This window comes from Variovorax sp. RCC_210 (assembly GCF_041355175.1).
Classification (GTDB): domain Bacteria; phylum Pseudomonadota; class Gammaproteobacteria; order Burkholderiales; family Burkholderiaceae_C; genus Variovorax.
In genome coordinates this window covers 64591-77346 of record NZ_JBFUPJ010000016.1, presented here as the reverse complement: position 1 = coordinate 77346, position 12756 = coordinate 64591, and the positions used below count along the sequence as shown (strand labels likewise).

14 protein-coding genes and 1 tRNA gene are annotated in these 12756 nt (G+C 69.4%); 5 read left to right on the top strand and 10 right to left on the bottom strand.

Translation table 11 applies throughout. The features are described 5' to 3' along the window. Nucleotides 1-92: 92 nt before the first annotated feature. Nucleotides 93-1253 (top strand): diguanylate cyclase, encoded by a 1161-nt coding sequence (locus AB6807_RS32270; protein ID WP_371087770.1) that lies wholly within the window; start codon nucleotides 93-95, stop codon nucleotides 1251-1253. A gap of 39 nt (nucleotides 1254-1292) precedes the next feature. On the opposite strand, the gene AB6807_RS32265 is transcribed toward AB6807_RS32270, so the two are convergent. The 4 genes from AB6807_RS32265 to AB6807_RS32250 form a co-directional block, all read right to left on the bottom strand. Then, nucleotides 1293-1643 carry a hypothetical protein gene (locus AB6807_RS32265; protein WP_371087769.1) on the bottom strand — a complete coding sequence of 117 codons (351 nt, stop codon included), beginning with the start codon at nucleotides 1641-1643 and terminating at the stop codon, nucleotides 1293-1295. 85 nt (nucleotides 1644-1728) lie between these two features. Further along, a complete protein-coding gene (locus AB6807_RS32260) occupies nucleotides 1729-2631 on the bottom strand; it encodes a DMT family transporter (RefSeq protein WP_371087768.1) in 903 nt (300 codons plus the stop codon). Nucleotides 2632-2667: 36 nt separating this feature from the next. Beyond that, nucleotides 2668-3471: a helix-turn-helix domain-containing protein gene (locus AB6807_RS32255; RefSeq protein ID WP_371087767.1), complete on the bottom strand. Its 804-nt coding sequence runs from the start codon at nucleotides 3469-3471 to the stop codon at nucleotides 2668-2670. A 92-nt stretch (nucleotides 3472-3563) separates the two neighbouring features. After that, on the bottom strand, nucleotides 3564-4358 hold the full coding sequence (locus AB6807_RS32250) for a phosphodiesterase (protein WP_371087766.1): 795 nt from the start codon (nucleotides 4356-4358) through the stop codon (nucleotides 3564-3566). A 158-nt stretch (nucleotides 4359-4516) separates the two neighbouring features. Between AB6807_RS32250 and AB6807_RS32245 the strand changes: the two genes are divergently transcribed. Next, complete coding sequence (locus tag AB6807_RS32245) at nucleotides 4517-6157, top strand: 3-(methylthio)propionyl-CoA ligase (protein ID WP_371087765.1); 1641 nt, start codon at nucleotides 4517-4519, stop codon at nucleotides 6155-6157. 507 nt (nucleotides 6158-6664) lie between these two features. Further along, on the top strand, nucleotides 6665-7048 hold the full coding sequence (locus AB6807_RS32240) for a hypothetical protein (protein ID WP_371087764.1): 384 nt from the start codon (nucleotides 6665-6667) through the stop codon (nucleotides 7046-7048). 6 nt (nucleotides 7049-7054) lie between these two features. Here the strand turns inward: AB6807_RS32240 and AB6807_RS32235 are convergent, their stop codons facing one another. From AB6807_RS32235 to AB6807_RS32210, 6 genes are all read right to left on the bottom strand, one after another. Next, nucleotides 7055-7525, bottom strand: coding sequence for a hypothetical protein (locus AB6807_RS32235; RefSeq protein ID WP_371087763.1), 471 nt, complete (start codon nucleotides 7523-7525; stop codon nucleotides 7055-7057). 340 nt (nucleotides 7526-7865) lie between these two features. Beyond that, nucleotides 7866-8348: a copper chaperone PCu(A)C gene (locus AB6807_RS32230; RefSeq protein ID WP_371087762.1), complete on the bottom strand. Its 483-nt coding sequence runs from the start codon at nucleotides 8346-8348 to the stop codon at nucleotides 7866-7868. Nucleotides 8349-8394: 46 nt separating this feature from the next. Beyond that, on the bottom strand, nucleotides 8395-9021 hold the full coding sequence (locus AB6807_RS32225) for an SCO family protein (protein WP_371087761.1): 627 nt from the start codon (nucleotides 9019-9021) through the stop codon (nucleotides 8395-8397). A 13-nt stretch (nucleotides 9022-9034) separates the two neighbouring features. Further along, complete coding sequence (locus AB6807_RS32220) at nucleotides 9035-9865, bottom strand: DJ-1/PfpI family protein (RefSeq protein ID WP_371087760.1); 831 nt, start codon at nucleotides 9863-9865, stop codon at nucleotides 9035-9037. A gap of 112 nt (nucleotides 9866-9977) precedes the next feature. Continuing rightward, nucleotides 9978-10373 carry a DUF2946 family protein gene (locus tag AB6807_RS32215; RefSeq protein ID WP_371087759.1) on the bottom strand — a complete coding sequence of 132 codons (396 nt, stop codon included), beginning with the start codon at nucleotides 10371-10373 and terminating at the stop codon, nucleotides 9978-9980. 82 nt (nucleotides 10374-10455) lie between these two features. Beyond that, nucleotides 10456-10532, bottom strand: a tRNA-Met gene (locus AB6807_RS32210). A 257-nt stretch (nucleotides 10533-10789) separates the two neighbouring features. On the opposite strand from AB6807_RS32210, the gene AB6807_RS32205 reads away from it, so the two are divergent. Together AB6807_RS32205 and AB6807_RS32200 are read left to right on the top strand one after the other, a co-directional pair. After that, entirely contained in the window at nucleotides 10790-11455 is a 666-nt protein-coding gene (locus tag AB6807_RS32205; protein WP_371087758.1) for a sigma-70 family RNA polymerase sigma factor, read from the top strand. Beyond that, nucleotides 11452-12699 carry a hypothetical protein gene (locus tag AB6807_RS32200; protein WP_371087757.1) on the top strand — a complete coding sequence of 416 codons (1248 nt, stop codon included), beginning with the start codon at nucleotides 11452-11454 and terminating at the stop codon, nucleotides 12697-12699. Before AB6807_RS32205 ends, AB6807_RS32200 begins: the two co-directional genes overlap by 4 nt. Nucleotides 12700-12756: the final 57 nt, after the last annotated feature.

Here is a 12756-nt window from a genome sequence, read left to right as displayed (position 1 = left end):
GGGGCGAGGGGGCTCGGGGGCCGGTGCCACGGCCGGCCACTGAAACCGGGGTTGCGCGATCCGGATTGGCAAAGCCAACATAATCAGCCCCCATGGGCGCCTTGCCATCCATTCTCGATCCCCGCTCCATCATCGTGCTGGCCGGCATCATGGGCCTGATGATGGCCCTCGTGGTGTTCTTCATGCGCCGCAGCTACCCGCCCAGCATTCGCGGGCTCGGCGAGTGGGCGCTGGCGCCGCTGGTGGCCTTCGTGAGCACCATGCTCTTCGCGGGGCGCGACTTCGCCCCCGACTTCATCACGATAGTTGTCGCCAACTTCGTGCTGTTCCAGGCCTGCATCCTCTACTACGCGGGCAGCCAGAAGTTCTTGCTCGGGCGCAGCGACACGCGCGGCTGGACGGTGCTCAACGGCTTCCTGGCGCTGGCCATGTTCTGGTTCAGCGCCATCAAGCCCGACTTCCAGGCGCGGCTGCTGCTGGTCACGCTGGCGGTGTCGGCGCTGTTCTTCTTTCATGCGCTGCTGTACATGCGCCACAAGGGCCTGGTGTTCGGCCAGCGGCTCATGACCGGCCTGCTGCTCGTGCAGTCGCTGGTGGCCGCGCTGCGCTTCGTGTCGGCGGTGGCGGGCATGGCCGGCAGCACGCTCATGGACGCCAGCTGGATCCAGTCGCTGTACATCAGCATGTACTCGTTCACCGTGCTGCTGCTGTCCATCTCCGTCATCCTGATGGCGACAGACCGCGTGCACACCGAGTTCGAGTACCTCGCCTCGCGCGACCCGCTCACCGGCGCGCTCAACCGCCGCGCGCTGCTCGACGCGTGCAGCGACGCCTTCGCCTCGGGGCGCCGGCGCGTGGCCTTGCTGATGCTCGACCTGGACCACTTCAAGCAGGTGAACGACCGCTTCGGCCACCTGATGGGCGACGCCGTGCTGCGCGAGGCCGTGGGCCGCATGCAGCGCGCGCTGGGCGATGCGGGCGTGCTCGGGCGCTACGGCGGCGAGGAGTTCGTGGTGCTGCTGCCCGACGCCAACAAGGCCGAGGCCATGGCGGTGGCGGCGCGCATCAAGCAGGCCATCGACGAGCCCTTCGCGGCCGATTCGCCGATGGCCGTGGTCGGCTCCATGGCGGTGAGCATCGGCGTGGCCGCCAACGAGGACGGCAGGCGCGTGGACGACGTGCTGGCCCGCGCCGACGCCGCGCTGTACCGCGCGAAGGCGATGGGGCGCGACCAGGTGATGGCGGCCGCCTGAGCCGCGCAAGCGTGTGCTGCCGGCGCGGCGATCGCGGCCTCAGCCGAGGTCGGTCCAGTCGCAGCGCAGCCGGCGTTGCGCGCCGGCATGGGTCAGCGTGCCCCGCGTCTTCGACACATTCAGCGTGAGCTTGCGCGCCGGGCTTTCCAGCGAAGTGGCCGTGATGCGCATGAGCTGGCGCCTGGGGTCGACGAAGCGGTGGCGCAAGGCGAAGCGCTCGGACGCGGGTTGTGCGCCGTCGGTGCGCGCGATGACCAGCTCGGTCAGCTCGCCGGTGGACAGGCGGAACTGCACCTCGGCTGAATAAGGGCGGCCTTCGCATTGCATGCTGCCGTTGGCGAGGGCGGGCAAGGTGATGAGCGCGGCTGCGAATACAAACAGCTTCTTCATGGGCCAGTGTCTCCGTGGCGATGCGCCGCATTCTGCCCGCGCAACCGAAGCGCTAGCCGATGCCGCAGTTGCCGCGCCGTTCAGCTCAGCTCGAACTCAACACCCGCCTGGCATTCACGCGCACCACACCGCTCGCCAGCACGATCCCCGGAACGACCAGTGCCAGTGCGAGCAGCACCGCGCCGGTGACCGGCTCGTTCATCCAGCAGGCCGCGCCCAGCGTCGTCAGCACGGGCACCGCCGCCGCCGACAGCGATGCGCGCGCCGCGCCCAGCCGCGCGACCGCGACCATGTAGACGACCAGCCCCAGCAGGCCCGCGACCACGCCTTGCGCCGTGGCCTGCAGCGCCACGTCGGCCCACGGCGCGGTGAGCAGGCGCGGCGCGCCGGTGAACGCGAGCACCGGCAACAGCAGCAGCGCCGACCACCCGTTCACGAAGGCCGCGCCCTGCCACGGCGTGAGCGCGCAATGCGCGAACGCGAGCGAGTGCACGGCCCACAGCATGGCCGCGGCCAGAAAGAGCAGGTCGCCGCGCCAGTCGAGCGAGCCGCCGCGAAAGCTGCTCGCCGCGAACAGCGCCATGCCGAGCGCGATGCAGCACAGGCCCGCCAGGCGCAGGCCGTTCACCTTCTGCCCCTTGTGGAGCCACGCGCCGATGGCCGTGAACAGCGGCAGGCTGCCGGCCATGAAGATGCCCATGTGGCTCGCGGGCGCCCATTGCGCGCCGGCCAGCACCAGCAGCCCGAAGGGCAGGCCGCCGCCGGCGACCAGCAGCACGCGCGCGAGGCGCGAGGCGCCCGGTGCGATGCGTCGCTTGCCGAACCACAGGGGCGCCAGCAGCAGCGCGGGGATGCCGTAGCGCATCAACGCCAGCTCCATGGGCCCGAGCGTGGTGGTGACGCCGTGGCGGGAAACGAGTTGCCAGGCGCTGCCGACGAGCGCGGCGGCGGCCGCGGCGAGCAGGCCGGTGCAGAGGTTGCGGTGCATGGCGGCGAGTCTGGCGACCGCGCCGCGTGGCGGCTATCAAATTCGTGCGGCCGGCGTACCGAGTGCGTGGCGTGCCTCGCCCAGCGTGACGCCCGTTTCGCGCCGGAACACCGCGCCCAGGTGGCTCTGGCTGCAGTAGCCGAGGTCGTGCGCGATGCCCGCGAGGTCGGCGTCGCCCTCGGCCAGCCGCTCCATGGCCGCGGCGAGCCGCAGGTGCTGGCGGTACTGGTGCAGGCTGAGCCCGGTCTGCTCGCGGAAGCTGCGCGCCAGGTGGAAGGGCGAGCGCGAGACGGCATCGGCCACTTCGTGCAACGACAGTCGCGCCTCGCGGTCGGCGGTCTCCGCGAGCAGCCGCTTCGCGCGCGCGACGGCGCCTTTCAGCGGTGCCTGTGGGCGCGACGTGCCGAGCTGCGCGACCAGCGAGGCGATGGTGGCTGCATCGCTCCCCTTGTTTTCTTCGCTCGTGTCGCCCGCGCGAAGCCGCCGCTGCGCCACGTGCACGCGGTACAGCGCGCGCGGCGACAGCAGGCAGAACAGGGGCGCCGCGTCTGCGCGGGGCACCGCGTGTCGGCTGACCACCATGCTGTGGCGCACGCCGCGCGCGGCCAGGCGCAGCTGGTAGACCATGGCCTCGCCGAAGTGCATGGCGGTGAGCCCGTCGACCAGCCAGGTGCTGTCGCCCGAACGCACGTCGAGCAGCGCGCGCCCGGTCGGAAAGACGATGCGGCGCGTCGCCAGGGTGTAGGGCGCGCTCCAGTCGGCGCCCGTGTGCGCATGGGCGCGCACGTGCTCCACGGTGAACTCGTGGCCGGCGTAGAGGAGGGTGCGTTCCTGCGGCATGGGGGCATGTGGCGTGGGGCGTGGGGCGGTGGGGGCCTTCGGCCGCATTCTGCGCGCGACGGTGCCGTCAGGCCAGCGGGCTTGTCCCCCGCTCAGGCAAACGGAAACGGCCCCTCCATCGCCCCGATGTGGCTCACATGGCTCACCATGCCCTGTGCCTCGCTCCACAGATGCAGCATGCACCCCGGGCGGCCCATGTACGACGCGGGTGCGGCATCGGCTGCCAGCCGCAGCGCGATCTCGGTCGTGCTGCTGGGGCAGGCGCACACCACCGTGCCCGCCCAGCGCCGCAGCATCGTGCGGTGCACGTGGCCGCACAGCACCAGCTCGATGTTGTCGAACGCGCCCAGCACGGCCGCGAGCGGCGCCGGGTCGAGGTAGCGGTACGCGTCCATGTACGGAATGCCGCTGGCAAAAGGCGGGTGGTGCAGCATCAGCAGCGTGGGCTTGGCGCGGTCGGCCTCCAGCGTGCGGCGCAGCCACGCGAGCCCTTGTGCGTCGACATCGCCGTGGTGGCGGCCCGGCACGCACGAGTCGAGCGCGACGATGCGCACCGGGTGCGCGTTCACGCAGTAGTGCAGCGCGCCTTCGGCCGGCAGGTACGCATGGTCCGCGAAGGCCGCGCGAAAGTTTTCGCGGTGGTCGTGGTTGCCCGGAATCACCAGGTACGGCATGCGCAGCTTCGCGAGCAGGCGCCGCGCCTGCGCGTATTCGTCGGGCCGACCTTCGTCGACCAGGTCGCCGGTGAGCAGCAGCAGGTCGGGCCGGCGGTCGAGCGCGTGCAGGTGGTCGATGGCGTCTTCGAACAGGCGGTTCGAGTCGGCCACGCCCTGGTAGAGCCGGCCGGCGGGGCGGATGTGCGGGTCGGAGATGTGGGCGATGAGCATGGCGGGCCTGGAGGTTGCGGTGCGGCAAGCAGGTTTCGTTCCCCGTGTGTTCCCTATGTGTTTGGGAGCGCTCAACTCGTCCGTTCCGACGATGCGGCCTGCGGCGCACGCTGCCTACCATGCAGCGCGTTTCGCCCCCAAAAAACAGGAGACAGGCCATGTTCGGATTGATGCAAGACCGCCCGCTGCTGATCTCGTCGCTCATCGACCATGCGGCCACCTTTCATCCGCACGCGGAAATCGTCGGGCGGACGGTCGAAGGGCCGGTGCACCGCACCAACTACGCCGACATCCAGCGCCGCGCCAAGCAGGTGGCCAATGCGCTGGCGGCGCTCGGCATCCAGCCCGGTGACCGCGTGGGCACGCTGGCGTGGAACACATGGCGCCACCTGGCGCTGTACTTCGGCGTGTCCGGCGCGGGCGCGGTGCTGCACACGGTGAACCCGCGGCTCTTTGCGGAGCAGATCGACTACATCGTCAACCACGCGGAAGACAAGGTGCTGTTCTTCGACACCAACCTGGCGCCGCTGGTCGAAAAACTGGCGCCGCAACTGAAGACGGTGCGCGCCTTCATCGCCATGACCGACCGCGCGCACATGCCCGCCATCGACGTGCGCAACCTGCTGTGCTACGACGAGCTGGTCGGCTCGCAGAGCGATGTGTATGCGTGGCCCGAGTTCGACGAGCGCACGGCCTCCTCGCTTTGCTACACCTCGGGCACCACCGGCAACCCGAAGGGCGTGCTGTATTCGCACCGCTCCACCGTGCTGCACTCGCTGATGGAGTGCGCGCCCGACACCTTCGGCGTCAACTCGCAGATGACGCTGCTGCTGGCCGTGCCCATGTTCCACGCCAACGCATGGGGCATGCCGTATGCGGCTGCCATGGCCGGCGCCAAGCTGGTCATGCCCGGCCCGCACATGGACGGCCAGAGCCTGTACGAGCTGATGCGCGACGAGAAGGTCGGGTTCTCGCAGGCGGTGCCCACCATCTGGCTGATGCTGTTCCAGTACTTCGACGCGCACCCCGAGATCGACACGCGCGCCATCGGCCTGAAGCGCATCGGCGTGGGCGGCGCGGCCACGCCGCGCAGCATGATCGAGCGCTTCGAGCGCGACTTCGGCGCCGACTTCGTGCAGGGCTGGGGCATGACCGAGACCAGCCCCATCGGCGTGATCGGCAACCTGCTGCCCAAGCACCTCTCGATGCCCAAGGACGAGCAGCTGCGCGTGAAGATGCGCCAGGGCCGCGGCGTGTGGGGCGTGGAGCTGAAGATCGTCGGCGAAGACGGCCAGCGCCTGCCGCACGACGGCAAGGCCTTCGGCCACCTGCACGTGCGCGGGCCGTGGATTGCGAGCGGCTACTTCAAGAGCGAGGGCGGGCCGGTGCTCGATGCCGAAGGCTTCTTTCCGACGGGCGACGTCGCCAACATCGACGAAGACGGCTATGTGCAACTGGTCGACCGCGCGAAGGACGTCATCAAGTCGGGCGGCGAATGGATTTCTTCCATCGACCTGGAGAACGCCGCAAGCGCGCACCCCGCGGTGGCCGAGGCGGCGGTGATCGGCATTGCGCACCCCAAGTGGCAGGAGCGGCCCCTGCTCATCGTGGTGAAGCGCGCGGGCAGCGAAGTGACGCGCGAGGAACTGCTCACTTTTCTCGCGCAGCGCGTGGTCAAGTGGTGGCTGCCGGACGACGTAACCTTTGTGGAGAGCCTGCCGCACACGGCCACCGGAAAATTGTTGAAGACAAAGTTGCGCGAACAATTCAAGGGTTACGTGGCTGCGACGTCTGCATGACGGTTCAATGACTTGTTCGATTTTTCTGTGGACAACTCTGTGGGTTGTGCGGGGAGGCGACCCGGCGAAGCTACGGCTGGCGTGGCTTTCCACCACGTTGCCTGTTCAATAGGCAGTACCGCGGCAAGGGTTGAAAAGACGCTGATCGCGGGGTGAGGAATGCAAAAAAGCGTGGTAGTGCTCGGTGGCCTGTGCGATCGTTGGCACGCCATTTTTTAGCTGCCTGCGTCGGTTGACTGCGGCGATGCGCGCCGCTACATTCCAGTCCGCCTCGCGACGAGTGGGGCCGGGTTTGACAGCCTGAAAGAACCGCGGTGAAAGCCGCAGACCGCCATGGTGTTGCGGCTTTTCTGTTCCAGCTTCCTTTAGGCGGCTCGGATGGGAGGGCTCGCGCCCTGCCGGTTTCGCCTAGCGGTTCCCGGTCTGTCAACCTGTTCGAGCCGCCGCCTTCGTTTGACAGCGAGGGCGACGGTTGTAGCAAAGCTGAACCGACAGGGAGTGCCACACATGGCCGAATCAACCAACGCCGCAGCGCAAGCGCAAGCGCAGACACCGCCGCAAGCTCGCGCGCAATTCAAACCCTTTGCATGGAACCCGCTCGACGGCCTCGTCGGCGACCCGCTGCAACGCGCCTTGTTCCTCAACCACGCGCGCGATGTCGTCGATGGCGCGCACACGCTGCTGCAATTGCTGGTGTGGGACGACGACCAGCGCGAAGGTTGGACGCCCGGCTGCGACGACGGGCCGCTGCCGTTGTTCGATGCCGGGCACCGCGCGTCGCTGCAGCGGTTCGTGGTGGCGTCGCTCGGCAAGTTGCATGCGGACATCGAAGACCAATGCGAGGCACTTGGTACGGCCACTTGTACGGTCGCTGGTGCGGCGAGCGCGTAGCCGCCGCTACTTCTTGCGCCCCAGCTGCGCGCGCCCCAGCGGCGTGATGCGCCGCACCACCGCCAGCTCCTGCGGCGTGCCGCTGCCCTTCCAGATCAACGGCGCGCTGATGGACGCATCGACGTAGCCGGCCTGCTTGAGCGCCTCGACGCAGTTGATCTCCTCGTGGTCTTCCACGCGAAGCGGAAAGGTGGCGCCGCGAATGCTGCGCAGGTACGCGAGCGGGTCGGGGCCGCGCTCGCTCGCGGTCTGCTCCGGCGCCTGCGCGTCGGTGCCGCGCCCGCGGATGCGCTCGATTTCGCTGAGGCCTTCTTCGGTGATGCACACGATCATCGCGGCCTGCGCCAGGCGGTAGTTGCCGCCCGGATCGAACGCGGGATCGATGGCCGCTTCGATGAGGCCGGTGGCCTTGAGCACGGACACGCGCCGCACGTCTTGCGCGTCGGTCACGTGCAGCGGCAGGCGGACATGTTCCAAACGGAGAAGGTAAGTAAGCGGCACCCGAACACCCCTGTCTACGCCTCCACTCTTCCGTCGGTTCCGCTCTGCGTCGCCCAGCCGGAGCCAGGGCCGTCGAAGCCGCTCGCTCCCCTCACAGACAACCCATGCGCCCAGACCGAATGCCCTGACAGGGGCTGCGGCCGAGTAGGCTCAAATTGTTAGTACTTGTTATCTTTTGCGCATTTTGTAGGCAAATGGGGGGAGTGCTATCACCCGGATTGGGTATTTCGCGGGCTTTTTACACGGAACGATGTTTCAACTGCGCAGGGGTGCCAAGGCGTTGTTCCGGTCCTCAGGCCAAGGCACCCCCACGCGCTCAGTGCTTGTGCTCGCCGTGCGCTGCCGCCGGCTGCGCCGACGCATTCAGCGCACGCACCGGCGCCTTCACCTCGACGGTTTCGCGCTTGCCGTCCTTGCCTTCGAACACCAGCGTGAGCGGCACGGTGTCGCCTTCCTTCACCTGTTGCTTCAGGTCGAGCAGCATCACGTGGTAGCCGCCGGGCTTGAGCTCGACCGACTTGCCCGCGGGCACGTCGAGCGAGGGAACCTGGCGCATGCGCATCACGTTGTCCTGCATGGCCATCTCGTGCACCTCGACCAGCGGCGTGACGCTGGAACTGGCCGACACCAGCCGGGTGTCCTTCGCGGCGCTGAGCTGCATGAAGGCGCCGGTGGCCTTCTGCTGCGGCACGGTGGCGCGCACCCATGCGTCCTTGACGGTGACCTGGGCGTGGGCGGTGGCGGCGAAGAGGGCGGCGGTGGCGATGGCGATGTGTGCGATGCGGCTGTTGCGTTTCATGAGATGAAGCTCCTTGTGTTTGAAAGCGAAGGTCATGCGGATTGCGTCATGCAGACGTGGTCTTGAGGATCTGGCGAAGGTCTTGCGCGCATTCGTCCGCGCTCTGTTCGTGGCGCAGCACGAGACGGATTTTTCCCTTCGGGTCGAACACGTAGCTGAAGGCCGAGTGGTCCATGGTGTACGACGAGCCGGTGGGCACCTTCTTGTAGAACACCTTGAAGGCCTTGGCGGTTTCGCTGGTGCGCTTCAGGTCGCCGTACAGGCCGATGAAGCTCGCGTCGAAGGCCTGCGTGTAGGCCTTGAGCACCACGGGCAGGTCGCGCTCGGGGTCGACGGTGACGAAGATCACCTGCAGCCTGTCGCCGTCGGCGCCGAGCATGCGCTTGATTTCCGCGGCGCGAACGAGGGCGGTGGGGCACACGTCGGGGCACTGCGTGAAGCCGAAGAACATCATCACGGCCTTGCCCTTGAAGTCGGCCAGCGTGCGCTCGTGGCCGTCGGGGTCGGTGAGGCGAAAGTCCTGCGCGTAGTTGGCGCCGGTGATGTCGATGCCGTTGTAGCTGGCGGGCAAGACCTTGTCGCAGCCCGCGAGGGCCAGGGTCGCGACGCTTGCGATGGTGCTCCCGGTGGCCAGCAGCAGGCGGCGGCGGGAGAGCGTGGCGTGTCGTGTCATGTCGCTTGCTCCTTCAGGCGGTCCAGCGGTCGCGGGCTTTTTGCGCGGCCTGGCGCGCCGCCTCGATGGCGGGGCCGCGCCGCTCACGCACCGTCGCCGTCAGCGCCTGTCCGGCCAGCTCGGGCGTGCCCGATGCGAAGGGCGGTTGCGGCGCGTACTCGAAGAGCAGCGTCTGCAGCCGCGCGTGCGCCTCGCCGCGCAGCAGCGCGGACAGCGTGAGCGCCATGTCGATGCCCGCGGTAACGCCGCCTCCGGTCACACGGTTGCGGTCGACGACCACGCGCTGCGCGACGGGCGCGGCATCGAAGATGGGCAGCAGCTCGCGCACGTACCAGTGCGCGGTGGCGCGGTGCCCGCGCAGCAGGCTGGCCGCGCCGAGCAGCAGCACGCCGGTGCACACGCCGGTCACCCAGCGCGCGGCGGCGCCCCGCTCGCGCAGGAAGCGCAACGTGTCTTCGTCCTGCAGCAGCGCGGTCGTGCCCTTGAGGCCGCCGGGCACGAAGAGGATGTCGGGCGCCGCGGGCGCGTCGGCGAAGGTGGTGCTGGGCAGGATCTTCAGGCCGCTGTCGGTGGTGACGGGCAACAGGTCTTTCCAGACCAGGTGCGTGTCGGCGTCGCCCAGCGTGGCGAAGACGAGCTGGGGCGCGACCAGGTCGAGGGCGGTCATGTCGGGGTGCACGAGCATCGCGATCTGCAGCCGGGGGCGCGGGGTGGTGGGGAGCGGCGGGGTCTGGGCATTGGCATCTGTCGTCGCGCTGGCGCCGAGCGCGGCGAGTGCGGAAAACGAAGAAAGTGCGGGAAGTGCACTGAGGGCAGACAGGGCCTGGCGTCGGTTGGTGTTCATGGATTGAAAGGCTCTCTGGCGCCCGAAGGCGGGCGCCGACTCGTTGCGGAAACGCGCAACGCGAAGCGCGCCTGAAGGCGGCATCACGCGCGGACGAACTGGAGAAGAAGCGTCAGGAGAGCGAAGGAGGCCCGCGCGCCGGCATGGGCGCCGCGGTGGCCGCGGCGATGTGCGCGGCGGCAATGGGCCTCACCGCATGCGCGAGCGGCATGAGCACGGGGAGCTCGAGGGTCGGCGTCGCGGGCGGCGCGCTGGCGAGCATGCACAGCGGGCAGTCCAGGTGGCCGGTGCCCAGCTCTTGCGCGCCGTCGTCGGTGTGCACGATGGCCTTGACCGAGCCGGAGGCCGAGCACACCAGCTCCATCGCCTGCGGGTGCACGACCGGCGAGGCGATGGCGACGCCGAGGGACAAGGCGAACCACAGCAGCACCCAGCGGATCAGGCCGGTGGCCGGACGCCGCAGGCCAGCGCGTGGCGCTGGCGTGGGTCGGGCGGGGTGGCGGCTCATGGGCGCGGATTATCGGCCAGTGCCGTTCCGGCCAAGAAAAAAGCCTTGCAAGTCGTTGACTTGCAAGGCTTTTTCGTTTTGTTGGTGGCTCTTCACGGATTCGAACCGCGGACCTGTGGATTATGATTCCATCGCTCTAACCGACTGAGCTAAAGAGCCGTTCAGTGCTGTGCAGCACCAAGCCCAAGATTATAGCCCAGCATTCGGGCTGTTTTCAACCACTCCCGGGCAACTTCCCCAAATCTTCGAAAACCGCGAGCGCGACGGGCTTCGGCCATCGGCTGCACCGAGCGTTTACCGACGCAGATGCGGCCCGCTTGCCGGCGGCGTTCGACGGGTTCGTCGCAGCTTCTTTTTTGCCCCGCCGAACCTCGAAGCCCTTCGTCGCCCGTACAAGCTCGGGTGAGAATCCTTCGATGTCCGCGCTGCCCCGCGATCCTTCCGCCCACGACGCCTCCGAGCGCCAGGCCATGGCCGACGACCAGTTGATGCTGGCCTACGCGCAAGGCGACGCCGCCGCGTTCGACGTGCTCTACGCGCGCCACGAAGGCGGGCTGTTCCGCTTCGTGAAGCGGCTGCTGGGAGCGCGGCTGGTGGCGCAGGCCGACGAGGTGTTCCAGGACACCTGGGTACGCATCATCTCGGCGCGCGAGAGCTTCTCGCCACAAGGCGCCACCTGGCGCACCTGGGCCTTCACCATCGCGCACAACCTGGCCATGGACCGCCTGCGCACGAGCGGGCGCGAAGTGACGCTCGACGCCCATGCCGACGACGACACCGCCCCCGTGCCCACGCTGGAACGCGGTGTGCGCGGCGCGCTCGACGCGGCCGCGCATCCGTCGGCGGAAGAGCTCGCGTTCTGGCGCGCCGCGGGCCGCCGCCTGCTGGCCTGCCTGGACGAGCTGCCGGCCGACCAGCGCGCGGCTTTCCTGCTGCACCACGAAGACGGGTTGACGGTCGAGGCACTCGCCGCGAGCCTGCAGATCGGCTTCGAGACCGTGCGCAGCCGGCTGCGCTACGGGCTGCAGAAACTGCGCGGCTGCATGGCGCGCTACCTGTCGGTGCTGGAGCAGCGGGCATGAACGGAAGCCGCACCGGCGTGGACGACTTCGACGGCGACGACCTGCGCGACCCGGCGTTGCGCCGCGCACTCGACCACGCGCCCGACCGCGACGCATTGCCCGCGGCGCACACGCGAGACGCGATCCTGAAGATGGCGCACAACCTGGCCGCGCAGCCGGCAGTGGCATCTGCGTCGGCGGCGAGTGCCGCCAACAACGCCAGCGCGCTGCCCTGGTGGCGTCGCCTGTTCGGCGGTGGCGGCGAGCCGCGTTCGCGCATGCCGTGGAACGCGGCTTTCGCCACGGTGCTCGTGGCCGCGTTCGTCACTGTGCTGTGGCGCAGCGAGCCCGTGCCCGAGGCGCGGCTCGACGGTGAGGCGCGTGTCGGTGGCGCCGCCGCGCCTGCGGCCGAAGCTCCGCCGGCACCGGCGACCGCAACTGCGCCCGAGGCGGCGCGCGATGCCACACCACCCCCGTCGGTCGCTGCGGAGCAAGCGCCCGCAGGTGCTGCTCCGCAGCCGGCTTCTCCCGCGCCTTCCGCTGCACCGGCACCGGCACCGCAGGCTGCAGCGCCCGCGGCCGACCAGCGCGCCAAGGTGCTGCGCGAGTCTTCGTCCGCCAAGGAAAGCGCTCGCGCCCAGGCGTTGCAGAAGCAGGCAGCACCAGCTCAAGCCGCACCGCCGCCACCAGCCGTGGCCGGGCAGTCAGAGCCCGCGCCCGCGCAGGACGAACGACGCGAAGAGCGCGCCGAAAGCGAACGCCGTCGCGCCTATGCGTCCGGGGCACCAGCGGCCCCCCCCGCACCGGCCTTGCGATCCGTACCGCTCGCCCGCCAGTCGCCGGACGCTGCCGCGCTCGCCAGCCGCGGTGACGCGCAGGCAGACGTCTCCGGCGCGTTGCGCGAAGCCTCGCCAAGCGCGCGCGCCAAGACGGCGGCGCCGCAGGCAACTGCGCCTTCCTTCTCCGCGCTGGAGCGCTGGACGTCGTTCAGCGCAAGTGCAGCCGATGCGCGGCGCGCGCGTAGCGATGTCGAAGGGCTCCCCGCTTTGCTGGGCGCCGTGGCGCGTTCAGCCACCGTCGCCGATGCCGCGCTGGATGCACCCGTCGAAGCACGCCTGGCGCTCTACCGAGGCAATGTGCTCGTCGCGGTGCTGGAAATCGCCGGCAACCAAATTCGCTGGACGCCGCAGCCCGGCGGCACGGCGTGGGTCGGTACGCCGCCGGCGCAGGCGCTCGATGCGCTGCGCTCGGCACTGGCGCGTTGAACGCGTTGAATCAAGCACGTCGAATCAGCCGCCCCGAACCGGGCGCCTGACCCGCGC

Excerpts from the sequence above, each read along its gene's own strand:
- AB6807_RS32270 (WP_371087770.1), top strand. The coding sequence starts at position 93 with ATGGGCGCCTTGCCATCCATTCTCGATCCCCGCTCCATCATCGTGCTG.
- AB6807_RS32265 (WP_371087769.1), bottom strand. The coding sequence starts at position 1,643 with ATGAAGAAGCTGTTTGTATTCGCAGCCGCGCTCATCACCTTGCCCGCC.
- AB6807_RS32260 (WP_371087768.1), bottom strand. The coding sequence starts at position 2,631 with ATGCACCGCAACCTCTGCACCGGCCTGCTCGCCGCGGCCGCCGCCGCG.
- AB6807_RS32255 (WP_371087767.1), bottom strand. The coding sequence starts at position 3,471 with ATGCCGCAGGAACGCACCCTCCTCTACGCCGGCCACGAGTTCACCGTG.
- AB6807_RS32250 (WP_371087766.1), bottom strand. The coding sequence starts at position 4,358 with ATGCTCATCGCCCACATCTCCGACCCGCACATCCGCCCCGCCGGCCGG.
- AB6807_RS32245 (WP_371087765.1), top strand. The coding sequence starts at position 4,517 with ATGTTCGGATTGATGCAAGACCGCCCGCTGCTGATCTCGTCGCTCATC.
- AB6807_RS32240 (WP_371087764.1), top strand. The coding sequence starts at position 6,665 with ATGGCCGAATCAACCAACGCCGCAGCGCAAGCGCAAGCGCAGACACCG.
- AB6807_RS32230 (WP_371087762.1), bottom strand. The coding sequence starts at position 8,348 with ATGAAACGCAACAGCCGCATCGCACACATCGCCATCGCCACCGCCGCC.
- AB6807_RS32225 (WP_371087761.1), bottom strand. The coding sequence starts at position 9,021 with ATGACACGACACGCCACGCTCTCCCGCCGCCGCCTGCTGCTGGCCACC.
- AB6807_RS32220 (WP_371087760.1), bottom strand. The coding sequence starts at position 9,865 with ATGAACACCAACCGACGCCAGGCCCTGTCTGCCCTCAGTGCACTTCCC.
- AB6807_RS32215 (WP_371087759.1), bottom strand. The coding sequence starts at position 10,373 with ATGAGCCGCCACCCCGCCCGACCCACGCCAGCGCCACGCGCTGGCCTG.
- AB6807_RS32205 (WP_371087758.1), top strand. The coding sequence starts at position 10,790 with ATGTCCGCGCTGCCCCGCGATCCTTCCGCCCACGACGCCTCCGAGCGC.
- AB6807_RS32200 (WP_371087757.1), top strand. The coding sequence starts at position 11,452 with ATGAACGGAAGCCGCACCGGCGTGGACGACTTCGACGGCGACGACCTG.